Origin of the sequence: Gracilibacillus xinjiangensis, assembly GCF_042651765.1 — a bacterium.
GTDB classification, from domain to species: Bacteria; Bacillota; Bacilli; order Bacillales; family Amphibacillaceae; genus Gracilibacillus; species Gracilibacillus xinjiangensis.
On record NZ_JBHSDT010000002.1, the window covers coordinates 119,325 to 145,548 of the forward strand.

24 protein-coding genes are annotated in these 26,224 nt (G+C 36.6%); 4 read left to right on the forward strand and 20 right to left on the reverse strand.

Features of this window, described 5'->3' with window-relative positions; all coding sequences use genetic code 11:
• Positions 1-98: 98 nt before the first annotated feature.
• The 13 genes from ACFOY7_RS02125 to ACFOY7_RS02185 all read right to left on the reverse strand — a co-directional run bounded on the left by ACFOY7_RS02125 (position 99) and on the right by ACFOY7_RS02185 (position 13,616).
• Positions 99-1,547 carry a PH domain-containing protein gene (locus tag ACFOY7_RS02125; protein WP_390248925.1) on the reverse strand — a complete coding sequence of 483 codons (1,449 nt, stop codon included), beginning with the start codon at positions 1,545-1,547 and terminating at the stop codon, positions 99-101.
• Positions 1,540-2,022 (reverse strand): PH domain-containing protein, encoded by a 483-nt coding sequence (locus ACFOY7_RS02130; RefSeq protein WP_390248927.1) that lies wholly within the window; start codon positions 2,020-2,022, stop codon positions 1,540-1,542. The genes ACFOY7_RS02125 and ACFOY7_RS02130 overlap by 8 nt, the downstream gene beginning before the upstream one ends.
• A 66-nt stretch (positions 2,023-2,088) precedes the next feature.
• Positions 2,089-2,685 (reverse strand): ABC transporter ATP-binding protein, encoded by a 597-nt coding sequence (locus tag ACFOY7_RS02135; RefSeq protein ID WP_390248929.1) that lies wholly within the window; start codon positions 2,683-2,685, stop codon positions 2,089-2,091.
• Positions 2,672-3,433 (reverse strand): ATP-binding cassette domain-containing protein, encoded by a 762-nt coding sequence (locus tag ACFOY7_RS02140; protein WP_390248931.1) that lies wholly within the window; start codon positions 3,431-3,433, stop codon positions 2,672-2,674. Before ACFOY7_RS02140 ends, ACFOY7_RS02135 begins: the two co-directional genes overlap by 14 nt.
• Positions 3,411-4,220, reverse strand: a complete 810-nt coding sequence (locus tag ACFOY7_RS02145) for an ABC transporter permease (protein WP_390248933.1) — start codon at positions 4,218-4,220, stop codon at positions 3,411-3,413. The genes ACFOY7_RS02140 and ACFOY7_RS02145 overlap by 23 nt, the downstream gene beginning before the upstream one ends.
• Positions 4,217-5,209 carry an ABC transporter permease gene (locus ACFOY7_RS02150; RefSeq protein ID WP_390248935.1) on the reverse strand — a complete coding sequence of 331 codons (993 nt, stop codon included), beginning with the start codon at positions 5,207-5,209 and terminating at the stop codon, positions 4,217-4,219. The genes ACFOY7_RS02145 and ACFOY7_RS02150 overlap by 4 nt, the downstream gene beginning before the upstream one ends.
• Before the next feature lie 14 nt (positions 5,210-5,223).
• A complete protein-coding gene (locus ACFOY7_RS02155) occupies positions 5,224-6,816 on the reverse strand; it encodes an ABC transporter substrate-binding protein (protein ID WP_390248937.1) in 1,593 nt (530 codons plus the stop codon).
• A gap of 487 nt (positions 6,817-7,303) precedes the next feature.
• Entirely contained in the window at positions 7,304-8,047 is a 744-nt protein-coding gene (gene larB, locus ACFOY7_RS02160) for a nickel pincer cofactor biosynthesis protein LarB (RefSeq protein ID WP_390248939.1), read from the reverse strand.
• Between the two features lie 17 nt (positions 8,048-8,064).
• Complete coding sequence (locus ACFOY7_RS02165) at positions 8,065-9,528, reverse strand: gluconokinase (protein ID WP_390248941.1); 1,464 nt, start codon at positions 9,526-9,528, stop codon at positions 8,065-8,067.
• 184 nt (positions 9,529-9,712) lie between these two features.
• Positions 9,713-10,516 carry an ATP-dependent sacrificial sulfur transferase LarE gene (larE, locus tag ACFOY7_RS02170; RefSeq protein WP_390248943.1) on the reverse strand — a complete coding sequence of 268 codons (804 nt, stop codon included), beginning with the start codon at positions 10,514-10,516 and terminating at the stop codon, positions 9,713-9,715.
• A gap of 45 nt (positions 10,517-10,561) precedes the next feature.
• Complete coding sequence (locus ACFOY7_RS02175) at positions 10,562-11,332, reverse strand: glucose 1-dehydrogenase (RefSeq protein WP_390248945.1); 771 nt, start codon at positions 11,330-11,332, stop codon at positions 10,562-10,564.
• Positions 11,333-11,352: 20 nt separating this feature from the next.
• Complete coding sequence (locus tag ACFOY7_RS02180; RefSeq protein WP_390248947.1) at positions 11,353-12,621, reverse strand: nickel pincer cofactor-dependent isomerase, group 22; 1,269 nt, start codon at positions 12,619-12,621, stop codon at positions 11,353-11,355.
• Positions 12,622-12,692: 71 nt separating this feature from the next.
• A complete protein-coding gene (locus tag ACFOY7_RS02185; protein WP_390248949.1) occupies positions 12,693-13,616 on the reverse strand; it encodes an AEC family transporter in 924 nt (307 codons plus the stop codon).
• Positions 13,617-13,854: 238 nt separating this feature from the next.
• On the opposite strand from ACFOY7_RS02185, the gene ACFOY7_RS02190 reads away from it, so the two are divergent.
• Entirely contained in the window at positions 13,855-15,033 is a 1,179-nt protein-coding gene (locus ACFOY7_RS02190) for an ROK family transcriptional regulator (RefSeq protein ID WP_390248951.1), read from the forward strand.
• A gap of 163 nt (positions 15,034-15,196) precedes the next feature.
• On the opposite strand, the gene gndA is transcribed toward ACFOY7_RS02190, so the two are convergent.
• A complete protein-coding gene (gene gndA / locus ACFOY7_RS02195) occupies positions 15,197-16,606 on the reverse strand; it encodes an NADP-dependent phosphogluconate dehydrogenase (protein WP_390248953.1) in 1,410 nt (469 codons plus the stop codon).
• Positions 16,607-16,784: 178 nt separating this feature from the next.
• On the opposite strand from gndA, the gene ACFOY7_RS02200 reads away from it, so the two are divergent.
• On the forward strand, positions 16,785-17,513 hold the full coding sequence (locus ACFOY7_RS02200) for a GTP pyrophosphokinase (protein WP_390248955.1): 729 nt from the start codon (positions 16,785-16,787) through the stop codon (positions 17,511-17,513).
• A gap of 4 nt (positions 17,514-17,517) precedes the next feature.
• Positions 17,518-18,123, forward strand: a complete 606-nt coding sequence (locus ACFOY7_RS02205) for a TetR/AcrR family transcriptional regulator (RefSeq protein WP_390248957.1) — start codon at positions 17,518-17,520, stop codon at positions 18,121-18,123.
• Between the two features lie 87 nt (positions 18,124-18,210).
• Here ACFOY7_RS02205 and map read toward each other — a convergent pair whose 3' ends face one another.
• Positions 18,211-18,951 (reverse strand): type I methionyl aminopeptidase, encoded by a 741-nt coding sequence (gene map / locus ACFOY7_RS02210; RefSeq protein WP_390248959.1) that lies wholly within the window; start codon positions 18,949-18,951, stop codon positions 18,211-18,213.
• A 137-nt stretch (positions 18,952-19,088) separates the two neighbouring features.
• Here map and ACFOY7_RS02215 point away from each other — a divergent pair, with 137 nt between their 5' ends.
• Positions 19,089-20,279 carry a M14 family metallopeptidase gene (locus tag ACFOY7_RS02215; protein ID WP_390248961.1) on the forward strand — a complete coding sequence of 397 codons (1,191 nt, stop codon included), beginning with the start codon at positions 19,089-19,091 and terminating at the stop codon, positions 20,277-20,279.
• A 234-nt stretch (positions 20,280-20,513) separates the two neighbouring features.
• On the opposite strand, the gene ACFOY7_RS02220 is transcribed toward ACFOY7_RS02215, so the two are convergent.
• The 5 genes from ACFOY7_RS02220 to ACFOY7_RS02240 form a co-directional block, all read right to left on the reverse strand.
• The gene (locus tag ACFOY7_RS02220; protein ID WP_390248963.1) at positions 20,514-21,185 is read right to left on the reverse strand and encodes an NAD(P)H-dependent oxidoreductase; all 672 of its coding nucleotides are present in this window, start codon (positions 21,183-21,185) and stop codon (positions 20,514-20,516) included.
• 201 nt (positions 21,186-21,386) lie between these two features.
• A complete protein-coding gene (locus ACFOY7_RS02225; RefSeq protein ID WP_390248965.1) occupies positions 21,387-22,304 on the reverse strand; it encodes an aldo/keto reductase in 918 nt (305 codons plus the stop codon).
• An 80-nt stretch (positions 22,305-22,384) separates the two neighbouring features.
• Positions 22,385-23,458, reverse strand: coding sequence for an ABC transporter ATP-binding protein (locus ACFOY7_RS02230; RefSeq protein ID WP_390248967.1), 1,074 nt, complete (start codon positions 23,456-23,458; stop codon positions 22,385-22,387).
• Complete coding sequence (locus tag ACFOY7_RS02235; protein WP_390248969.1) at positions 23,455-25,185, reverse strand: ABC transporter permease; 1,731 nt, start codon at positions 25,183-25,185, stop codon at positions 23,455-23,457. The genes ACFOY7_RS02230 and ACFOY7_RS02235 overlap by 4 nt, the downstream gene beginning before the upstream one ends.
• A gap of 11 nt (positions 25,186-25,196) precedes the next feature.
• Positions 25,197-26,201 carry an ABC transporter substrate-binding protein gene (locus tag ACFOY7_RS02240; protein ID WP_390248971.1) on the reverse strand — a complete coding sequence of 335 codons (1,005 nt, stop codon included), beginning with the start codon at positions 26,199-26,201 and terminating at the stop codon, positions 25,197-25,199.
• Positions 26,202-26,224: the final 23 nt, after the last annotated feature.

The window sequence follows — 26,224 nt, forward strand, 5'->3', positions numbered from 1 at the left end:
GAAGGAGTCCTAAAACCGTTCTTCCTCACATTACCCTATTATCCCTTTAATATAACTTTTACTTTACTAAAAAAACGCTCATCTAAGAATGAGCGTTCCTATAATTTATCTCGATACGAATACCAATCCGCAATCTTATCAACATCCTTTAATTCTAATTCTCTTAAAACAAAATGACGACCAACATACTTATTTAAAATAGCTGTATCAACTGTTGCAAGCTGCTGTTTCCTATGCAGAATATGTTGCTTTTTCTGAAAAGATTGTAACCTTTTATGCTTCACTATAATCGTATCACGGCTAAATAGACGATCCTGAATAAACAGATGCTCTCCGTCTATTCGATAACCAATAGTATGAAACTGGAAGATACTTAAAATACCTGCAAGCAGTATAACAACTATTGGGATAATTATCCACTCCCTCAAGAAGAAGAAAGTACCGATTGTTGCAAGGAAAGGAAGAATCATATTTCTAAATAAATAGTAAGGTAGTGCCCTTTTAGGTAACTTTATCCAGTCCATTTGCTTATAGTTATATTCTGGTAAAAGCTTTGTTAAAAACTCTTCCACTTGTTGTTTTTTTATAAGGGGATATAGTAATGTATTTGTTTGAGTTTTATCCCCTACTTCACCACTAGCAATTTCTACATACAATGTTGCTAAGCCTAGTGGCTGACGTATGATCGATTCCTTAATTCCTATTGCTTGAATTCTCTTAAGGGGAATTGTAGATTGTTTCTTTTCAAGTAACCCTCTTGTTATAAATAACTCTTTTTCGTATCTTGTAATCTTAAAATTCCAATGTTGAACGATTGTTGCAATAATTCCCAATCCCCAAAGAATTATTAATGTTATGATCGCCAGCATGATTAAAACTTGCAATGCTTGTGCAAACAACCAACTTGATGCTTGGTTATAGAATTGGTCAGGTATAAAGGATTCAACCTGGGAAAAAGCTAAACCAAATAACCCTAAGATGACACCAAAAGCTCCTGATGTTGATCCAGCAAGAAACAATGCTTTAGGTGTGATTGATTCTGAAGGATATTCCTTTTCTTTTTCCTCTAGAGAATCTTTACTCCCGGAAACGCCATTTCCAACAGTTTTTTTCTTATACTTTAATTGATCATGAAGTTTTTTTCCTTCTTCCATAGTTACCGCATGGAGAGATGCATCAATGTTTTGGTCACTGCCTGCAGTTTCAATTTGAACCTTTGTCAGTCCTAAAATACGGTGAAGAATGTTTTGTGACAAATCAATTGATTGAATTCTATGTTTTGAAATGGTTCGTTTTTTTCTTATTAAAATTCCTTGTTCAATTTTTATTTGATCTTCCTCTAATTGATATGTGTATCTTAACCATGATAATACACTTCCTATAATGATAAAGGCAGAAAAAACAATGACACCTATAACAATGTACAGCCAAGCATTGTTACCTACAGCTAATATAATCATTGGTAACAAACCAAAAACAGACTGCCGAATTGATTTAATTACAGAGAAGATCATAGCAACAGGATGCAATCGTTTCGGTTCAGACATCATCTTGCTCCACCCTTGCCAACTCAGAAATTTGGTCACGTAAATCAGCAGCTTCTCCTTCTAACAATGCAGGAATTTCATGCTTTGTTGCTGCTGTGGAAATTTGTAATGTAGATAGTCCATATTTTTTTAAGATAGGGCCTTGTTCTGTGTCAACATGTTGTACGCGAATCATAGGAACAACCGTTCTAGTAACAATGATGATCCCATGTTGGATATATATTTCTTGATCATATATTTGATATCTCCAACGTTTCCAACGTAACCGAGGAATAAAGAAGGCCGTTATTAACCATTCCAATCCAGTAAAAACCAGTAAACCAATACCAATCCAATATGTAATAAAGTCTAAATAATAGGAAACTATAAGTGCAGCAATCCCTAAAACAAGTGGAATTATTGCGACTAAATGTGCAGTTAATTGCCAGGCTTTAACAGCATCTAGTGCAATTCTCTCCGATGGTTGTTCTCGCATAATAAAATCCTCCCTTTGACATTTTCTTTTTAGTATTACGAAAGATACAGCGTAGAAGTTTCATTTCTAATGAACTAATTGATCAAAAGTAAGGATCTTTTTACATAATCTACGGAGCAGCAGTTTATCATGACTAATGATTAGCATACCAATCTGTCTTTCCTTCACAATTTGTAACAAGGTTTCCCAAATGGAAACTTGAGATATCGGGTCAAGCATTGTCGTCATTTCGTCAGCTATGATATAGGAAGGATTAGCTAGTAGACACCTCACAATACATACTCTTTGCAACTCACCACCTGATAGCTGCAACGGAAATCGATCTAACCATTCTTTCTTTATTTTAAACAGATTTAACATTCTCTGATCAATTTGACCAGCTTCCCCTAAGATTTTTTTAATGCGCCATTTGGGATTTACAGCTTGCTCAGGATGCTGCCAAATTAATTGAACGGGATGTGCATTCCCTTTCTTCTGTTTAATAGAAATTGCCCCATTATTTGGTTGCTCATAACCAGCTAATATTTTTGCAAAAGTTGTCTTACCACTCCCACTTTTCCCCATCAAACCAATAATTTCACCTTCACGCATAGAAAACGTTACATTTAAAAATAATGGGGTTGCTCCCTCATAATAATAATCAATACTTTTAGCTATTAGCATAAGAAGTCCCCTTTATTGAAAAATAATTCTCAGGTAATGCTTTCCATAATGCCTTTGTATAAGGGTGAACTAGTTTTGAACCTTCTTTATCGAAAGCGATCTTATTAACAACTTCCACAATTTCCCCCTGATAGAGTACCGCTATCTTATCTGCTATTTCTTGTGCTGCTTGAAAGTCATGGGTAATCATAAGCAATGCTCTGTCATCTGATTGGATCGATTTCAAGAGTTGTAACATTTCATGCCGTGCTTGTTCATCCAATCCCGGTGTAGGCTCATCGGCAACGATGAAACTGGCATTGCTAATTAATGCAGTAGCTACTAATATACGTCTCGCTTGCCCGCCAGATAATTGAAACGGATATTTACTCATAACATTGTCCGTTAACTGTAATTGATTAAGGATCCTCTTTATCCTGTTTACATCATGTGAAAACAGCTGGATTTGTTTCCCTATTTTCATTAATGGATCCAATGCATTTACAGACTGTGGAACTAATACAATCTTCTTGCCGTTCATTGATTGTTCTATTCGGTGATTTTGTAATAACATTTTTCCCATGTAATCCATTGTACTGGGTAAGATGTGAAAAATCGCTTCAGCAAGCAGGCTTTTTCCAGAGCCACTTGCACCAACTAATGCAACAATTTCTCCTTTGTTAATCGTTAAAGATATATCCTTCAATATTTCTTGCTTGCTATGTCGATGAAATACACTTAATCCTTTAATCTCTACCAATGCCTTCATATGATTGATCCTTTTCAAAATAGTTTTTCCATCCTTTGGCACCTATTTGGAACAGTAAAATAATGAGTAGTAATACCAAACCCGGGAAGAAAGCTAACCACCATAAACCTGTTGACAAATACTGCATTGCTTCAGATAATATGACACCAATGGCTGGCTGCTCTGCTGAAAGCCCAAACCCTAAAAAAGTAATTGAAGCTTCGTGTAAAACAGCATGTGGGAAAATCAGAGTAAAACCTACTAACATTTGTGGATATAGATGAGGCAAGAAATGGTACCAAGCCTGCCACCAAAAACCTTTTCCAAATTTCTTCGAAACTTTTACATAATTCATTTCTTTCAATTGTAATATTTCCGCACGCAGCACTCTGGTTAAGCTTGGCCAATGTGTTAGCACAAGGCCAACCACTACACCCTTTACACCACCACCTAATGTAAACGAAATTAAAATTAATGTCACCAGATGGGGCAAACTTAGAAATAAATCTGCCAGCCAGCTAATGAATTGGTCGATTTTTTTATGAATGGAGGTTAATATTGCCAGCAAAAAGCTTGCAACCGTTGAAACCACTGCAGTTACTAAGCCAATACTAATACTAAGTTCTAATCCTTTCATTGTTCGGAGAAACATGTCCCTTCCTAGCCAGTCTGTGCCGAACAAATGAGATAGACTGGGCGGAAGATTTTTAGCCTCTAATTGGATGCTTATACTATTTGTATCAATAAATATTGAGACTATATAAAGAAATCCTAACAGAATAACAGGGAGGTACATAGATTTTTTCACGAAAATCTTCCCCCTCTTCTAACTCTTAACCTTGGATCAACCATGAAATAAAACATATCTGCCAGGAAATTGCCTAAAAAGACGAAGCATGCACTAATTATCACGACGCCTAATAAAAGCGGCACATCTCCATTCAAACCAGCATTAACAATTGCTTGTCCTAACCCTGGATAACTAAATACTTGTTCTGCTAAAATGGCCCCACCAAACAATTCACCAAATGAGGCAAAATGGACAGAAATTGCCGGTAATATCATGTTTCTCAGACCGTGCCTGAAAAATAGCTTCTTTCCATTCAATCCATTGGCTCTAGCTTGTTTAATATATGGTTGTTCTAATACTTCCAATAGTTTTTCTCTAGTATGTAAGCATACATTGGCAACACCAATTATGCTAAGCGTTAATGCAGGTAAAATGGCATGATAGAGTCTGTCCGTAATTGATATTTCATTGGATAGGACACCAATTGGTGCACTTAATCCGATTGGCAACAGGCCTAACCAAACAGCAAATATCATTAATAAGATTAAACCCAGCCAAAATCCTGGTGTTGCTAATAAAATGAAGCAATATCCTCTTATCAATCTATCGATCCATGTCCCCTGTTTCATTGCAGCAAATGAACCTAGTATTACACCAAATACACCTGCTAGGCCCCATGCCATCCCCATCAGGAGGAACGAAGAAACAAAGCGGTCTGCTATAACATCTATAACTGGTAACCGATAGATTAGGGAAATACCGAAATCTCCCGATAATAAACTGGTTAACCAGTTAAAGTACTGTATGAAAAGCGCCTCATTCAACCCCCAATAAGCCTCAATAGCCACCTTTTGTTCAGGGCTTATCATAAGCATATCTGCACCAATATATGCCCGGACAGGATCAACTGGCGATAAACTGACTAACAAAAAAGTAATTAAGCTTACTGCAACTAGCAGCAATAGCAGACGCGTAATTTTTTTCACAATAAATATAGCTAGTTGCATATGTTTACCCCTCTTTACTCTTCATAAGACCATTCAGTAATAAAATCAGTAATTGGCCATCCATGGCCATGTGGTTGCACTTTTTGCTCACCGATATTTAAATTTTCGTTTATATAATAAATATGATTCAGATTAACCAGCCACACCCAAGGTGCATCCCCTTTAGCACTAACTCCTGTTATTCCATCCCATTGAACTTTACGCCAATACTCGTTTGCATCCTCTTCCGACAATGCATGAATTGCTCTATCAAAATATTGGTCTATTGTTTCATTTTGATAATAGTTACTATTGTAATAATCAATACCCTGCATGTTAGAACCATATAAGTAATAGAGTTCAATCGGGTCATGACTTCCCCACCCCATCATAACAGGGTGGGCATGCATTAAATTTTCCAGTTCCGCCCAGCTCTTTCCATCTGTAGCCACATCAACACCGAAATTCTTCATTTGATCAGCGAATACTAGAGATAAAGACTGCCGTAATTGGTCACCTGACGGGTAGTACAGTGTAAATGCTGCTTTTAATCCATCTTTCTGATAAAAACCATCTTCTTCTTTAGTCCAGCCCGCTTCTTTAAGAATTTGCTCTGCTTCTGATAAATTATGTTCAACCTTCGCTTCATCGCTACCCCATGGCAATCCATCAACACTAGAGTATGCCGCTGTTCCTTCTCCATTTAAAACACCTTCGACTATTGCCTCCCGGTCCACTGCTATATTCATCGCACGACGTAAAGCAATGTCTGCTGTAACCTTATTACCAACCGGTTCCCCTTCTTCATTTGTAAAGGGCACCGTAACGGGTAGCATGACACCACGGTTATCAACACTTTTTAAAGAAATTCGCTCCATTCCGTCTATTTCCTCTGTTGCAAAAGTAATCGGTAATGATAATACATCTATTTGACCAGTTTTTGCTGCCGCTAAGGCCTGGTCTTCTGCAGCGAACAAAAATGTCAAACGATCAAACACTATATCTTCCCCATAATAATATGGATTTTTCTCTACAATTAATTGTTCCCCTTTACGCCACTCGACCAATTGATATGGTCCAGAACCAATCGGATTCTCACTGTATCCACTATCGTATGCATGCTGTGGAACAATACCTAATGTTTGTAATGTTGTAACAAAGGTAGATTGCGGCCTTTTTAAATAAAATGCTAATTCACTATTACTTAATTTTTCGATTTGGTCTACATTAGTTAAATCAACGATAGATTGTGATTTTTTTGCTGTTTCATAAGTGAAAATCACATCATCTGCTGTTAAAGATTCTCCATCTGAAAACTTTACATTATCTCTTAGCTCAATTGTCCATATAAGCCCATCTTGTGAAACTTCATAGTCTGTTGCAAGATCTGTTGTGATATTTAACGATTGGTCTCTGGACAATAGGGTGCTTTGAAAAAGCGGTGATCCATATCTTCCCCAGCCAGTCGTTGGGTCAAAACCAGATTCGGGTTCGCCACCAATCGCTAATGTTAATTGGTTTTCTTCTATAACTGTTTGTGATTGTTCCTCAGGATCCACGAGTTTTTTTTCATTACATGCTGTTAAAATAATTGCAAGTAATACTATTAACCATAATTTATATTTCATTGAATGTTCTCCTCATATTAAAAAAGTTCATTACTAATTATACATAATAGAATGATAATCGACTAGCAATCTTTTACAACTTATTATTACAGTAAGAAAATAAAGAAGTTGGGACGTAAGTAATTTCCTTCGTCAAAAAAACCCGAACGATGAGTCGAATTTTCACTTACCATTCGAATTCGTTCGGGTTATTTGGTGAATATATAATTCGACGTAGCGTACTCCATTTACCTCTATTTAAATTGAAATGCATATCCATAGCTCCGCAAGACTATTCTCTTTTGACAGTGCACTTTATAAGATTTCTAAGTAAATGAGTATTCTAAATGGTTTTTCCTTACTAAACCGTATAACTACAAAGCAAGGCAACATACGGAGACTAATGCGGGAATAGCACGAGCTGAAAATACACCGGGTAACCATTTATCTTTACCAGGTTAATTGAAGCCGCATCCTCAGCACAGTCCGGATAAAATAGTCTTGCTGTTTACTTTTGATTTGCAAGTCTATGAATCAATACAGCGTTATAGCCGCCACCGAAACCATTGTCAATATTTACAACACTAATCCCCGATGCGCAGGAATTCAACATTGTTAATAAAGCTGATAACCCTTGAAAATTCGCACCATATCCCACACTTGTTGGTACAGCGATAACTGGATGGGAGACAAGCCCGCCAACAACACTAGGCAATGCTCCTTCCATACCTGCTATAACAACCGTAACTGTAGCTTGCCGTATTTCATCAATATGAGCAAGCAGCCTGTGGATACCAGCTACACCCACATCATAATACCGCCTTACTTCCACTCCATAAGCTTCTGCAGTCAATGCCGCCTCTTCTGCGACGGATAGATCTGATGTACCGGCACAAACTATTGCAATATACCCTTGGAATTGGGGAGTGTCAGTTGAATTTTTCATAAAAAGTAGATTTGCGATTTCATGATATTCAAAATCGGGCAATTCTTTTCGAACCTTTTTTACTTTTTCTTTATTCACTCTTGTCACTAGAATATTTTCATTTTTCGCCATCATTGCCCGGGAAATATCGATAATATGTGTCGATGTTTTCCCTTCCCCAAAAATCACTTCAGGGAAGCCTTGGCGTTTTTTGCGGTGATGATCGACCTTTGCAAAGCCCAGATTCTCAAACGTAGCAAGTTGTTCCCTTGCCTCATCTGCACTTAATTCTCCTGATTCTACTTGCTTTAAAATATCTTCTAACATGTTGTCACAACCTATTTTCAGAAGTATTTCTCAATATCTTTAGCTAATTGTTGATATCGAGCAAATACTTTCTTATATTTTTCGTGATTATCCAAATTAGGCTGGATTACCTGGTCAACTGGTATATTTTCTTTTATTTGTTCAAATGATGCCACTTTGTTTATTGCAACAAGTGCGGTCCATCCCGCACCCCATGCTGCACCATGGTGTGTGTCTGCCAATTGAATTTCTTTGCCAAATACATCCGCCATAATTTGCACCCATAAGGTTGATTTAGATAACCCGCCATTAACTGAAATGCTTGTTGGCTTTCCTGCAATTGCTTCTAAAGATTGTCCAATTTGATACAAATTAAAGACAATCCCCTCAAGAACCGCTCGTACAAGTTGTGGTCTACGATGAGTTACACTTAATCCATAGAAATTGCCCCGAGCTTTTTGATTCCACACTGGAGCCCGTTCACCATTCACATATGGTATAAATAATAAACCATCAGCACCAATTGCTGTATCTTCTGCGCCTTTTAAAAATTCTTCATGGCTTCCTTCAAATTCCATCATTTCTTTTAACCATTGTAAGGCAATCCCGCCATTGTTTGTTGGACCACCGATGATGGAAGTATCAGCAGTAAATGCATAACTGAAGGTTTCCCCATTTTGATTGACATGTTGACCCTCAATCAGCTGTCTAATTGCACCACTTGTCCCAACAGAGACAGCTACTTCTCCTGGCTTAATTGCACCATTTCCCAGATTTGCAAGTTGCCCATCAGCAGCACCAATCACTAACTTAACATCTTTCGGCCAGTTCATTTCTTCTGCCAATTCTTCTTTTAAGCCGACAATAATTTCTGTTGGTGCGACAATCCGGGAAAGCTGCTCTATTTTCACCCCGGCATATTGCAATACTTCTTCATCCCATGATAATGATTTAATATTCATTAATCCAGTTGCTGAAGCCATCGAATAGTCAATCACACGTTTTCCGAACCATTTGTAAATAAAATACTCCTTCATTGACATAAAATACTTTGCTTCTTGATAAGGACGATAATTATATTCTTTCATCCACATTAATTTTAAGAGTGGAGACATTGGATGAACAGGTGTACCCGTCTTTGTGTAAATATCTTTTTTCAAAACTGGATCCATTCTTTCTACAAGTGAACTGCTTCGTCCATCTGACCATATAAGCATATTAGACAATGCTTCACCATTCTCACCTACACAAATCAAGGAGTGCATGGCGCAAGATATACCAACCGCTAACACTTTTTCATTTTTCGTTTTCTTAAAAATGTCTGTAAGTACTCCCCGTGTTTGCTGCTCTATAACAGCAGGATTTTGTTCGACAAACGAGTCTTGGGGATATATTGTTTCAATTAATTGTTCTGATTCTTTAATTACATTCCCTTTCAAATCAAATGCAACAGCCTTTACACTCGTTGTTCCTAAATCCAGGCCGATAACTAACTCTCTCATTCCAATTCCCCCCTATCAGATTAAGCGACAATTCCAATACCATTATAATAAGAATCTTCGCTTGTCACCAGGTCTGTTGGCGTTTGTTTTCTTCTTCCTTTATAATCACTAGTATTATGATAGTATCTTACAGTATGAATACGAAAAGCTTTGGAAAGATCCAAAGCTTTTCAACATCCGGGGTCTATGATAAAGCACGGTTCATACTACCACTTTTATAGCCAACAAGATCCATTGTAACGAATTTATACCCATAACTTTGCAATTTTTCTGTTACTCTCTGATGATTAGCAAGTAATTTTTGCATATCTTGTGGTTCTACTTCAATTCTGGCAATTTCGCCATGTGTTCTGACTCGTACTTGTCGCAAGCCAATGGTTTTCAGAAATGCCTCTGAGCGATCTACTTTCGTTAATTTGGCTTGTGTTATTTTTTCACCATAAGCAATTCTTGATGATAAACAAGCAAATGAAGGTTTATCCCATGTTGGCAGACCCATTTCTTTCGACAATTCCCTAATCTCATCTTTAAACAAATCCGCTTCTTGTAACGGTCCACGTACCCCTTGTTCTTTCGCTGCCCGCATACCAGGCCTGAATTCATTCATATCATCGGCGATTACACCATAAACAATATTGCTGAATCCTTTTTCTTGCATGATTGGTACTAGGTGATCAAACAGACTGTTTTTGCAAAAATAGCAACGATTTGGATTGTTTTCTGTATAACCAGGTATTGCTAGTTCACTTGTTTCAATAACTAGATGTTTTGCACCAATATGCTCAGCAAGCTTCCTCGCTTCTTCTAACTCACTTGTTGGATATGTTTCTGAATCTGCTGTGACTGCTAACACATTTTCTGCTCCTAATGTATCCACAGCAGCTTTTAATAAGAAAGTACTGTCAACACCACCTGAAAAGGCCACGACAACTTTCTTCATATCTTGGAGAATAGAAGTCAATGTTTCGTATTTTCTATTGATATCCATTCTATCTCCTCCTAAAGTAACTATTATGGCTAACTATTAAAAATATTATATCGTCATCGCTCCAAAACCGCCATCTACTCTAATAAATGTTCCTGTAACAAAACCGCTAGCTTTATCTGATGCTAAGTAAACAGCTGCACCTTGCAATTCTTCCGGTTCACCAAAACGGTTCATCGGTGTATGATTCATTATTGAATTTACACGGTCTTCACTTAAAATTTTGCGATTTTGTTCAGCCGGGAAAAATCCTGGAATAATTGCATTAACCCGAATGTTATTAGGTGCGAATTCCCGCGCTAAGTATTGTGTCACACTATTCATTGCAGCTTTCGATGCTGAATAAGTAAATACTTTCGATAATGGTGTGGTTGATGATACTGATGAAATATTAATGATGCTTCCACCACGGTTTTGTTCGACCATTTTCTTCGCAAAGATTTGGGTTGCAAAAACAATCCCCTTAAGATTAACATCCATAATCTTGTCCCATTCTTCTGTCGCTAAGTCTAAAAAGGGGGTAGTACTATTCATCCCTGGTGCATTCAGTAAGATATCCCACCCTCCTGACCATGCTTCAATTTCTGATGCTACTTGTTCCACTGTAGCTAAATCACTAACGTCTGCTTGAAATGCTTTTGCTTGCCCTCCAATTGTATTAATCTCTTCCGCTACTTCTGTTGCCGTATCCAGGTTGCGTCCAACAATGGCAACCTTTGCTCCATGATCCGCTAATCCTTTTGCAATGGAGGCTCCCAATGTACTGTTTCCTCCAAGTGCTACTGCTACTTTCCCTGTTAAATCAAATAATTTACTCACAATCATTCTCCCCCTATTAATTAGATTAAGTTTCCATTTTCATCAAATTCCAGGTCATAAAGGTCTGTAAGCTTTGTTAAATTATCGTTGCTTTCAACATCTGCTAACATGTTTTCAGACACTTCGATTTCACCAATTTCTAATGTGTTTTTAATCCTCACAACTCTTGCTTTTGTAAAATCAAGTATATTACATGTCTTAATTGCTGCTTGAATTGCTGTCCTATCAGATGGCATTGCTGTAGAAATGTGTGTAGGTCCAACAACAGTAGATGTTAAACCATTGGCGTAAGTAGTTTCTGTGTCCATTTTGTCCACCAGCTTTTGTGTAGTAAAATCTGCTGTTCCAACCCCATTTGCATTTCCTTCTGTTTGTTCCGTTAAATCTAGTACTACCATTTTCGTAACATCCGGTCCCCCATAAGCGTATGGTGTAGGATAACGTCCGGTAATGTTTGGATCCATCCCGTCACCACTAATGTTTTTTCCGATTTCATCAATGACCAAAACATCAATCTGGTCAAAGAATAGTTTCGGTAACGAGGCTTTCGCTAGTTTTTGCAAGTCGGGTTCTTTCTCTTCAATTTCCTCTGATAAAAGCACCTCTAATTTCGCAACTTTATCAAACGCATTTTCGACAGTTGCAACCGCAAACATAATCGGCATTTTGTCAATAATAATCTTTGCCATTGCTGGTACATGCTCTGCCATATGTTTAAAACCTAATTGATGACATGCTTCTGCCCCTTTTTGTTTTCCCAGACCAATACTAATCATTTTCATAATGCCACTTTCAACAGGTCCTCTAAATGCTGTATGCGGCTTTACTCTGTTAATAACTACAATACCATCAGCTTCTGATGCAATTTTATCTACATAAATAGGTAAACCGTTTTCAAGTTGGTCAATTTGAATAACCTCCATTGATGAGCGAATCTCCGCACCAACTACCTCTTCTCTAACTCCCAGGTGCTCCAGCACTGCTTTTTGTCCTGGACCGGTAGCGCCGCCATGACTTCCCATACATGGGACAATAAATGGTTTCGCGCCATGTTTTTTCAAAAAGTCTATCGTAACTTTTGTTAATTCCACTAAACGATCCAATCCCCTGGATCCCACAGCAACCGCTACTTCCATTCCCGGTTTTATTTGATGTTCTAGTCCTTTCTCATCTAGCTGAACCATCAATTCTCGACCGAGATCATCAATCTGTTGATCGTCAAAATTTTGCTTTACTTTGACCATCTTCGGTATGGGAATATCACGGACTAATTCATGTAAAATACTCATCAATTTCACTCCTCTATTTATATCTATTTCTAGTATAGCACTGATTTGTTTAGTGCTCAAAGTAATTATTTTCAGAAAATAATATGTGATAAATAAATAACAATAGTTACTGTAAGCATACTAAACACAGTAGAAAATAATACGGTTTGTGCAGCAAAATCTGGATGGCTTTTATACTCTTCAGCAATCACAGAACTATTCACCGATGTCGGCATTGCAGATGCAATAAATAATGCTTGAGCCAAAATCCCTTCCAATTGAAACAGCCAAATGATAATGATTGCAGTGGCTGGCCCGCCTATAAGGCGTAAGAGAATGCTTATATAAACAGAAACAAGGCCTTTTTTAAATTCCATTTTTGCTACTTGAGCTCCTAAAGTCAAGAGAGCAAGCGCTATCATAGAATCGGCAATATAATTAGCTGATACCAATATAGGTTCAGGAACTTTAATGTTCCATACATTTAGAAGAACACCAGATAACATGGCGTAGAGTACAGGCATTTTAAAATAACCAAGTGCTGCACGGAGCTTCCCTTCATCTGCGGCTCTTAGTGTAAAAATCCCGTAAGAAAATAAAAAGATATTCTGTAATGTCAACATAATCACTTGAATAGACATTGCAAATGGATCACTTTTAAAAACAAGGTCATTAACAGGAACCCCATAGTTTCCTGAATTGAAGAACATGACACTATTTGCAAAAGTATTCCGTTTACTACCGGTAATTTGCAGGAGTTTCGCTATAATCACTGCAAAGATATACAATAACAAAACAAGCAATATAAAAAATCCCAATACTTGCAGGAACAAGTCCAAACCGAACGTAGCTTCATACAGTTTGACAAAAATGAAACCAGGAACTAAGAAGTATATATTTAATTTTGCTAATGTCGAAAGGTCCAATGTGAATTTTATATACAAATAGTAACCAATTGCCATTATTATAAAGACCGGGAGAATTATATCTTTAAAGATTACTAGAAATTCTGTCATAATAGCCTTCCTTTTTAATAACAACGTTGTTATTAATATATTAGCATATTATCTATAAAAAGAAAACAATATACTAATTATTCTTATAACCTATTATTCCCTTTTCATGATCAGTCCATAGTCAATTTGTTATGTTATAGTAAAATAAGCGATATTTTGGTATACTAAGCTCACACATTTTTATTTCTTTAAAATTTAGTTTGTTTTCTAAACAAACATATCATACAGGAGGTTGACTATGTTAACAGGAGATGGAGCATATATTAAGAAGATTAATCGCCAATACATATTAAATGTTATCTTTGAAAATTTAAAGATTTCACGTGCTAATCTGGCAAAAGTGACGGGATTAAATAAGGCGACTGTATCTGTGCAAGTTAATGACCTTCTTAATGATGGATTAATCTATGAAACAACAGAAGAACATAATGTAGTCGGTAGACGGCCAATCATGTTATCAATCAATGAAAGCGCTGCATACTTTCTAGGAATTGATCTGGATTACCATCACATTCTTTTCAATGTCACCAATTTAAGAGGGGATACAGTAAAATACGAAAAATTTGACTTACATACAGATGTCTATGATGAAATAGTTGACTTTGCAGCAAAGAAAATCAAGCGATATGAACAAGAATATAGTATAGCAAAATACGGATTGGTCCATACCTATATTGCTGTTCATGGGACTGTTTCAACAGATGAAACCATTCACTTTGTGCCAGCCTATCAATGGCGGGATAAAGATCTGAAGAATGATTTAATACATAGAGGAGTTAAACATGTATTTATAGAAAATAATGCAAACTTATCTGCCTACGCAGAAAAAGTGTTCCAATTTAATAATAGTGAGAATTTATTAAATATTAATTTATCATCAGGTATTGGAGCAGGAATTATTATTAATGGTGAGTTACACCGAGGCTTTCTGGGACATGCCGGCGAGATGGGGCATATGATTATATACCCTAAAGGAAAACCATGCCGTTGCGGGAACGAAGGCTGCTGGGAACGATATGCTTCTGAACCTGCTTTTTTTGAATATGTAAACAGGTTAGTGGATCATAATATTTATTCCCATTCTGAAGTAAAAAAACTTATCGATGCAAACAAAGATGAAATTTTTCTGGCACTTCATAAATGGATTTCCGATATTTCGATAGGAATAAATAACATCATCAATCTTTATAATCCTGAAATGATCGTTTTAAATAGTCCGCTATTAAAATTATATTCTAATTCATTAGAAGAGATTAGTAATCACTTAACCTCATCTGTTTCGCATTACCGGGCTATCGTTATTTCAGGACTCGGGGCCAAATCTTCAGTTATTGGTGCTTGTGCTTTAGGAATACAGAAGTTCCTAGATTTGCCAAAACTATCTTTAGCTTATACAAATAATAGTGATAGTGCATAAACAGTAAAAAGCTGAACCATATGCCACAAACATAAATCAAACGGATATTTTTTAGAAATTATATTAGTAAAGTAACAAAGTAAAAATCCGAACAATTGAATAGAATGTCAACACGAGCATTCGGGTCATTGTTCGGATTATCTATCATTATTTTATCTGTAACTTATTTCATCCACTCGGTGTGGAAGACACCTTCTTTATCCTTCCTTTGATAGGTGTGGGCACCAAAATAGTCCCTTTGTGCCTGAATTAAATTTGCTGGAAGATTTTCAGAGCGATAACTGTCATAATAAGCAATAGCACTTGCAAACGTCGGTACAGCTATACCATTTTCAATTGCTACAGAGACCACTTTACGTAATGCGGATTGATACCCTTCTACAATTTCTTTAAAATATGGATCAAGCATTAAATTCGCTAGTTTCGGGTCATGATCATAAGCCTCTTTTATTTTTTGTAAGAAATGAGCACGAATTATACATCCCCCGCGCCAAATCATCGCTATTTCTCCATAATTCAGATTCCAGTCATTTTCCTCCGAAGCTTGCCGCATTTGTGCAAAACCTTGGGCATATGAAGTGATTTTACTCATATATAATGCCTTACGAACTAACTCAATCAGCTCTTTTTTCTCACCGTTATATTGGATAGACGGACCACTTAATTGTTTACTGGCTGCAATACGCTCTTCTTTCAGTGCAGATATAAAACGAGCAAATACTGATTCTGTGATTAATGGCAGAGGAACACCTAAATCAAGTGCATTTTTGCTTGTCCACTTACCAGTACCTTTTTGACCTGCAGCATCCAGAATAACATCAACCAATGGTTTTCCTGTTTCTTCATCCTTCTTCGTGAAAATGTCTGCAGTGATTTCAATAAGATAACTGTCAAGTTCTCCTTTGTTCCATTCTGTAAACACTTCATGAAGTTCATCAGTAGTTAATCCTGCTACATTTTGTAAAATATAATACGCTTCTGCAATTAATTGCATATCACCATATTCAATCCCGTTATGTACCATTTTGACAAAATGGCCTGCGCCATTTGGGCCAATATATGTTACACATGGATCTCCTTCTACTTTTGCTGATATTGCTTCAAGTATTGGAGCAACTAAATCATATGCTTCTTTTTGTCCTCCCGGCATTATCGATGGCCCTTTTAATGCTCCTTCTTCTCCTCCAGATACACCTGTTCCAATAAAATGGATGCCTGTATCATCTAACTCTTTATTTCGACGAATTGTGTCAGTAAATAGTGTGTTACCCCCATCTATTAGGATATCTCCCTTTTCTAAATAAGGTTTCAATGATTCAATTGTTGCATCAGTTGCTGGTCCCGCTTTCACCATTAATAAAATTTTACGCGGTGTCTCTAATGAGTGTACAAATTCTTCTATCGTTTTAGCCCCAGTAAAATTTTTCCCTTTCGCTTCCTCTTGAAAAAACGCTTTCGTTTTTTCATAAGATCTGTTAAATACAGAGACTGAATACCCTCTGCTTTCTATATTCATAGCTAGATTTTTCCCCATTACAGCAAGACCTACCACACCTACCTGTTGCTTTACCAAGCTTTTCATCTCCCTTTTATTAAAAGTTTGTTTACTAAACAAATTATATTTATATCTTAATCGTATTTTAGAATTATTGCAAGTCGCCTCACAAGAGCATCATTTGAAATGTGACATAATGTCATTTATAATGGAAAGGTGACATTGTGTCATTTACCTAGGAAGGGGCTAATTTACAATGAAAAATCAGCTTGTCCATTTAAATATCAAACAAATTAGAACAGAGTTAATGAGATTTATGATGGCCTATGAATTTGCCTTAGAGGAAATAAATACAAAGATTAACATTCTTCAGCAAGAATTCGAATATGTACATGATTATAACCCAATCGAACACGTAAAATCACGAGTGAAATCACCAGAAAGTATACTGAAAAAGGTAAAAAAGAAGAAAATCCCTTTAAATATCCCTGCTATCCAGGAAAAAATCAGAGATATAGCTGGTATCAGAATAACATGTTCATTTGTTACGGATATTTATAAGATTGCCAATATGTTAGAAAAACAAAAAGATATAACAGTTATCGAAAAGAAAGATTATATAAAAAATCCAAAACCGAATGGATACAAAAGTCTTCATTTAATTATTCAAATACCTATCTTTATGTCAGACCGGGAAGAAAATATTTATACGGAAATACAAATTCGAACAATTGCAATGGACTTTTGGGCAAGCTTGGAACACAAAATATACTATAAGTACAACAGAGAGATTCCTCAACATTTACGTGACGAGTTGAAAGATGCTGCCAAGTCAGCTAATGAACTCGACAAAAAAATGGAAAGGATTCATCGGGAAATTAATGTGCTAAAAGAAGCGGAAGATGCTGCTATGGTCAATGACGATCCCAAGTTCCCCGCGGATCTTCTTATGCCTTTATTAAGTGAGTCATATGACAAGGAGTGAGGGCGTGCCAAAGAAAACTTTTTATAATTTACCTGCAGAGAAAAAACTAGTACTTATGGAAGCATTGCAACATGAGTTCTCCCAGGCAGCTCTTGCTGATGCGTCTGTTGCTAACATTATTCAGTATGCTAATATACCTAGGGGGAGTTTTTATCAATATTTTCATGATAAAGAGGATGCATTTTATTATCTCTTTGATCAACATGTTCACATTGCAATGGAAACATTCTTATCCAAATTAAAGAAACATGATGGACGACTGTTTGAAGCAATGTTAGCTTTCTTTGAAGTAATTATAGAGGAAAAAAAGAACTTTCACTTTTTTAAAAATGCATTGTTAAACATGAATCACCGAATGGAAAATGCATTCACTAATATTTTTACTGATGAAAAAAGAGCAGGTCATTTCAATGCTATCACCACTATTATCAATTTCCAAGAATTGAAGCTAAAGTCACATGATGAGTTACTTCCATTAATGAAACTCTTATCATCAGTTACTGTTCATGCAATAATTGAAAAATTTTCTAAGGAACTGCCCTTAGATGTAGCAGTGAAAAATTACAAATCCCAGCTGGAATTTTTGAAAAAAGGGGTAATAAAACAGTGATTCTTCTTTTTGGATACAGTAAATTCCCACCTATTTATGAAGGGTAAGGTGGGAGTTTAAAAAGTATCTAATTAAATTCCCAATTAGTCAGAGTGTAGTAATAACTGGTCCATTATTAGTTAAGATTAGCGTATGTTCTATTTGAGCTACAAAACTTCTTTCAGTGGCAATTGTCCATCCATCTTCTCCCTGAAATACTTCTTCTTCAAAAGACGAAATAAATGGTTCAAATGCGATAACTGTGCCTTCTTTTAATATTTCATCATCCCATGTATTTTTAAAGTTATAGATATGGTCAGGTGCTTCATGTATTTTTCTGCCGATACCGTGTCCGGTAAGGTTTTTAATAACCGTTAAACCATTTTTCTTTGCAGTTTCATAGACTGCGTTACCTATATCACTTATTTTAGAACCTGGGTTTGCATACTTAAGCCCTTCTTCGAAAGCTTTCTTAGCAACTTCACAGAGCTTATACTGTAATTGAGTACCTTCTCCCACGACAAAGGAAACTCCTGTATCGGCAAAATAGCCGTTCTTGGATGCTGATACATCTATGTTTACTAAATCCCCATCTTTAATTACACGGTCACCAGGTATTCCATGCGCCACTTCCTTATTAACACTAATACAAGTATAGCCAGGAAAATCATACTCTCCTTTTGGTGCAGAAATTGCACCAGCTTTTTCAAATAGCTCTTTAGCGAGAGAATCAAGCTCTTTTGTTGTTATTCCGGGAATTGTATTCCTAACCATATCATCTCTAATAGTTGCCACAATTTTCCCAATTTCTTTTAACCCAATAAAATCTTCTTCGGTTTTTGCAATCATATGGAAACCTTCCTCTTCATAAACATTTATAAACAATTATTAATTATCCTTTATCTTGCCAAAAAAATCAATCGTGTTAATTAATATCTCTATTTCTCTCCAAACAATTACATTACTTCCGTAAAAGGTGGTCAATTATGAAAATCTTCGTAAGACAAGGTGACTCTTTATGGTATTATAGTCAATTATTTAACTTACCAATATCATTAGTTATTGCTTCTAATCCCACTATTTCACCATCTCAGTTATATGTTGGGCAACAAATCGACATTCCGGGCTATACAATACACTCATATACAATTAAATCGAATGATACATTATGGAACATTGCAAGAAATTTTAATATACCAATGGATAGTTTATTCTTACTCAATCCGGCTATTCAACCCTCATACTTACAGATCGGACAACAATTATCTATCCCAATCCGGGTTACAAACCTTATCATGTCAGATGTTAGTCAATATACTTATGAAAGAATGGTCACTGATATTAATCATCTCGTTACTATATATCCCTTTATTAAAAGGAGAGCTATTGGAAGATCGGTTCTAAATAAAGATATACTTGAATTAGAAATAGGAATTGGGCAAAGCACTCGTAACATTAATGGATCCTTCCATGCTAATGAGTGGATTACAACACCAATTATTATGCAATTTATTAACGAGTACGCACTATCTATAATGAACAATCAGCCAATTAGAGGGCTCTATCTCCTGCCCTACTTTGAAACCGTCCGTCTCTCTTTCGTACCTATGGTTAATCCTGACGGTGTCAATCTTGTATTAAATGGGCCAGATGCTGCTGATAATTTGCGTGATCAGGTATTACAAATAAATCGGCAAAATCCCAATTTTAATAGCTGGAAAGCTAATATCAATGGGGTAGATTTAAATAATCAATATCCCGCATTATGGGAAACAGAAGCAGCTAGAAAACCTGCCTCACCTAGCCCAAGCGACTTTCCAGGATATCGACCTTTAACAGAGCCGGAAGCAAACGCCATGGCCCAACTTGCTCAAGAAAAAAACTTCGATATAATGAATGCATTCCATACACAAGGTAAAGTAATCTATTGGGGATTTGAAGGCTTAGAGCCTGCTGAATCTGAAGCAATAGTTAATGAGTATCAACGAGTGAGCGGTTATTTACCAGTTCAGTTTGTTGATAGTTATGCTGGTTATAAAGATTGGTTTATTCAACAATTTAGAAAACCGGGATTTACGGTCGAGTTAGGAAGAGGCACTAATCCACTGCCAATTAGTCAATTTAGTGAAATTTATGAGGAGACATTAGGAATCATGTTAGCAACTTTATATTGGTGAGAACAAATGGGAAAGTGCCCCTTTAAAAACGTAACGACTGAAGCAATTCTAAGGAATTACGGTAGTTTGCAAACCGATGGTGACTTTTCGCAGGGTGTTTTGAGAAGCAGCCTAGTTTCTGGAAGTAGCTGACTGTGGCAAAAGTGGATCAGGATGATGTTCCATAACCAAGAATTTTGTAGTTTCCTAATCTATAATAAAAAAGGTAAATAGAAAAAGTCTATTTACCTTTTCTTACTCTATCCATTTAATTACATCGTGCAACGGGCGTCTTCTTTTGCCAGGTGGATCTATTTCACGGTAACCAAAAGCAGCCATTACAGAAATAGACAAGGAGTCATTTTCAAGTACCCCTTCTTCTCTCAATAATTCATTCATCTCTTTGATTGAGAAACCTTCAATAGGACAGGAATCTATTCCAATTAGAGCGGCAGCTGTCATCATATTAGCTAAGGCAATATATGTCTGTTTACTTGCCCAATCATATATTCTTCTTTCGTCTGTCAGTTCAAAATCATTTTTTTGGAAGTTTTCGATCATGGAAAGTAGTCCTTCTACTCGTTCATCTGGATATTCATGAATATTCGTAAAATGGTCTTTTAAGTAGTCCGCATCATATTTTAAATCTTTCTCTGTTCGAGCTAAATAGATAACAAAATGGCTCGCATCCATTATTTTACCCTTTGCCCCCCAGGAAGTATCTTTAATTTTTTCACGCAGACGTTCATTCTGAATAACAAGGAACCTCCATGGTTCACTACCAAAAGAGCTGGGAGAGAGATATCCTGCTTCTAATATAAAGCGAAAGTCATCTGAAGAAATTTTCTTATTTGGATTAAATTTTTTAGTAGCATGCCTGAAATGAAAGGCTTCGACAATTTGATTCTTTTTTTGTTTTTTATCCATTATTCCACCTCCAAATAATACACTCTCATTATACATCGCTGTCTAAAGGGATACTATCATTATGCTTTTCAACCACTTTAAAATCTCTAATTGCCATTCATTTTACTGTTATTTTTAGTTGCTATCCCGTCATATAGAAAAAACACCCCGAAAAGTTAGTTTTCTACTAAAACTTTTTGGGGCGGTTCCAATCTTCTCTTTTCATGGTAATTTATTGCCTGCTGCCCGGTATAATTCGTACCATTCTTCTCTTGTTAACGTAATATCTGAAGCCATGGCGATATCGTTTAATCGCTCTGTACTCATTGTACCAACGACTGGTTGTATTCTTGCTGGATGGCGCAAAATCCACGCAATGGCAATAGCTGATTTGTTTGCACCTTTTGTTACTGCATATTCGGCTAATTTTTGATTTAATTCCGGAAACTTATCATTGTCAACAAAAACCCCTTCAAAGAAGCCATGCTGGAAGGGTGACCATGCTTGAATCGTCATATCATTGAGACGGCTATAGTCTAAGATGCTTCCGTCACGGACAATAGCTGGTTCATGCAACATATTAACATTCAATCCTGCATCTATCATCGGTGTAAACATCATGCTTAACTGCAATTGGTTGGCAATCAAGTCCTGGTCAACATATTTCTTTAACAGTTCTATTTGCATAGGGTTATGGTTACTTACACCAAAGTGTCGAACCTTACCTGTTTGCTTTAATTCGTTGAATGCTTCTGCTACTTCTTCCGGTTCTACCAATGTATCTGGACGATGAAGGAGTAACACATCTATGTAATCAGTTTTCAAACGGTTCAAACTTCCATCAACCGATGCAATTATATGATCTTTCGAAAAATCAAAAAATCCTTTCCGAATACCGCATTTTGTTTGAATCACCATTTTTTCTCTTATAGATGGACTCATGTTAATCGCTTCTGAAAAAATCTCTTCAGACTTACCTCCACCATAAATGTCTGCATGGTCAAAAAAGTCAATGCCTAGTTCCAGCGCATTTTCAATAACTCGGTTTGCCTCTTGTTTTGTTAGTTGATCCATTCTCATACAGCCCAGTGAGATCTCACTAGCGAGTAGTCCACTATTACCAAGTTCTAATTTTTCCATGTTGTTCCACCTCTATCTCTGAAATTTGTAGCTTCATTTTACCATAATCATCTTTTGTAAGCGATTAAACTGACTTATGATCAGACTGGAGATAAATTATTTCTTTTCATTAGAGGTTTGATTTGGATGAATACCTGTTCCCTCAGTTCATAATGATCCATAACATCCGAATGGACAGACCAGTCTTGACCTAAAACATGAACAATATACTGTATTTCTTTCCCTTGATATTGTACGCTTGCGATCACTCCAGGGATTGATGTCTCGTACTGTTGTTCTTTTGCCAACTCTATTTGTTCTGGTCGTATCGGATAGTAACCGTACGATTTCATTTCTTGATCAACACCGATGTCCGTCCATTGGGCACTTGGAAACAAGTCTGGTATAAAGTGGTCATTATTCCAAACTCCTTTAACCAAATTAGCCTTTCCAACAAATTTTGCCACAAAGGGGGTTCGCGGTTTTGTATAAATCTCTGCAGGTGTCCCAACTTGTTCAATCTTACCATTATTCATTACAACAATTCGATCCGCCATTGCTAATGCTTCCCCCTGATCATGGGTAACATATACGATCGTTGCCTTTGTTAACCTGTGCAGTTTTTGAATTTCATTTCTCATTTCCATTCGTAATTCAGCATCCAAGTTGCTCAAGGGTTCGTCCATCAGTAATAATTCGGGCTTTGGTGCAATCGCACGTGCGAGTGCTACTCGTTGTTTCTGTCCACCAGATAATTCATTCGGCATCCTTTCAGCGTATCTTTCTAAATTAACCATGCTCAGAACCTCCTGAATTCTTTCATTAAAATTCTTTTTTAACTCCGAAGGTATAAATCGATGATGCTGAATAGGAAAACGAATATGATCCTTTACATTTAAGTGGGGCCAAAGCGCAAATGATTGAAATACCATACCAATATTTCTTTTTTCTGGAGGCAATGTTCGACTAGGTGTACCAACCTCCCTGTCACCTATTACTATACTGCCTTCCGTTGGTGATAAAAAACCTGCTAACAGCCTTAGTAAGGTCGTTTTTCCACAACCTGACGGTCCTAAAATAGCAATAAACTCACCATCTTTAATTGCTAAATTAATATTTTTCAATGCCTCGAATTGATCAAAATTTTTACAAATTTGCCTGATGTTTATGCTCATTTTGTTTTTACTACCTTTCTGTTCCATAGTAATTGGAGTCCTGATAAAAACAGAAATCCTGCAATTATTAAACCTATAATTAAAGTTGAAAATGCAGTGGAGTATGTTGTATACCCTGCCTGTTCAAAACCAAATATAATCACACCAATGGTTTCTGAATTACTAGACCAGAGCAGTGAGGAGACAGTTAATTCTGTTAAGGCGGTTAAGAACACTAGAAATGCACCACTTAATATACTTGGTAACATTAAAGGGATAAGAATTTTTCTCCATTTTGAAAAACCTGTTGATCCACTAACAATGGCTGCTTCTTCCATTGAATAATCTACTTGCAGTACAGCGGTAATACTGCCTCTTACTTGCAGAATAAGAAATCTAGTTATATATGCAATAAATAAAATCAAGATAGATCCATATATTCCAGGATTCCATCCAGGGATAGGCTCCATCCAAGCGAAAATCATCGAAAGAGCCATCACTGTACCTGGTAATGCATATGGAAGACTAATTGCAATTTCAGAGAATTGATTCCAAGCAGCAGGTTTTCTTGTCCGGTAATAAGCAAAAACAGTTCCTATAATCACACCAACAATAGTAATAATGAATGCAAGTTGCAAACTGTTTCCAATCGCTTTCTTGGCCTTAGGGCTTGTTTCTAAAATAAATTGATAGTTCTTAAAACTAATATTTTCCCATGAAAAACCTAACCCATAAGCCGATATTAATGAGGTCATTGCCATCGAAATAAATGGAACGATACTTGTTAAAAAAAAGAAAGTCCATAGCCCTGTCTCAATAAGAACCTTCCATTTCCCAAGGAATAAGCGCGGTTTTTTATCTTCTAACGTTGTCTCTATGCCTTTAGATTTTTTTAAAAACAACCATTGAAAAAATGTTCCCAAGAGTGCGATAACCCCTAAAATCACGGAAAATGTTGCTGCGCGTTGGAAAGCGGCAGGTCCAAAACCAACAACTTGTTGATAAATATATGTACTTAATACATCGATCTGTGCCGGTATCCCTAAAAAGGCCGGTATACCGAAATTGTCTAAATTCGCTATGAATGCGAGGAAGCCTCCACTCGCAATACCCGGCAGAGCAAGAGGTAATGTAATCTTAAGAAATGTATGCCAACCACTTGCACCAGATACTCTAGTCGCATGCTCAACTTCACGCGGGATTTTCCGAAAGACACTTAAAGATAAAATATATACTAATGGATAATGAGAAAATCCTAAAACGAATATTATTCCACCCATACTATATAAATTAATCGGTTCAATGGTAAATGGCAGGATGCCAGACAATTTAACATACAGCCCATTTGCTCCAAAGAACTGCGTCCAGGCTAATGTTGAAATATAGGATGGAATGACAAATGGCAAGATGATAAATACCTGCATCAGTTTTTTGGCTCGAACATCCGTATATGCTACAATCCACGCTAATAAGATACCAGCTATAATGGAGATAACTGTTGAACCAATGACAATAATTATCGTATTACTAACAACCGACCATGTTTTTTCTTCTTGCAATATAGTAGTGTAATTTGCTATGGAAAATGTTCCTTCAACTTGAAAACTTAACATGACTAAGCGAAAAATCGGGACAAGAAAAACGACGACAATTAAAAATAACGAGAAAATTTTCAAGATATATTTCCATGTAAAGAGAGAAGATAATGCACGCTTTGGCATTATCTTCTTGTTTAAAATGTTATCCATGAGAGCTCCACCTATTTTCCAAACAGTTCACTAAATTTCATTTTATCCTCTTCACGTGCTTGGTATAATTCCGTTATATCTGCATCCATTACTTTCATTTCATTGATTGATTTCAATCCATTCGGAGCTTCTACTCCTTCTCGGATTGGTGTATAACCAATTTCCGTTGCTAATTTTTGCCCTTCTTCTGATAAAACAAAATCAACGAATGCTTTGGCTGCAGTTTCATTTTCGGTATCCTTCATAATGCCAATCGGTTCCGTGATAACTGGAACACCTTCTTCAGGGTAGATTAAATCAACCGGTGAACCTTCCGCCTTTGCACGAGCGACAATAAAATCAACAACCATCCCATAATCAACTTCACCTGCTGCAACAGCTTTAAGAACCGCACCATTGCCTTGGGTAATAGTTGGATTATTCTCTTGAATAGCCTCATAAAATTCCCAGCCAAAGCCAGCTGTACGTGTTAATACACCTAAATTATATGCTGCCGCACCAGAGTATAAAGGACTTGGCATGGCAACGTTATCTGATTCTTCAGTAAGTACCTTCCATGTATCTGGTAATTCTGATACTGTATCAGTATTCACAACTAATGCAGTTGACATCACTTTCGTTCCAGTATATGTATGGTCCGGATCAACAAATTGATCAGGGATTGCAGACAATTCTTCTGATTCATAAGATAATAGCATATCTTGTTCTTTCAAACTCTCAAAAGTCACCGCATCTGCTACTAGTAATACATCTGCTTGTACTTCTCCTGCTTGCTTTTCTGCTTGTACTTTGCTAATTACTTCTTCTGTACCAGAACGATAGAGGGAAATATTCACTTCAGGGTATTTTTCTGTGAATTCTGTTATTAGTTGTTGTGCATCAGCTTCCGGTTGAGAAGTATAAAAAGATAAATCTCCTGACACACCTTCTGTTTCCGCACCTGAAGTGTCAGAAGAGCACGCTGCTAATAATGAGATGATTAAGACGAAAATAATAGGATTTCTTAACTTAAACATGTATAACTCCTCCTCATTTTTTA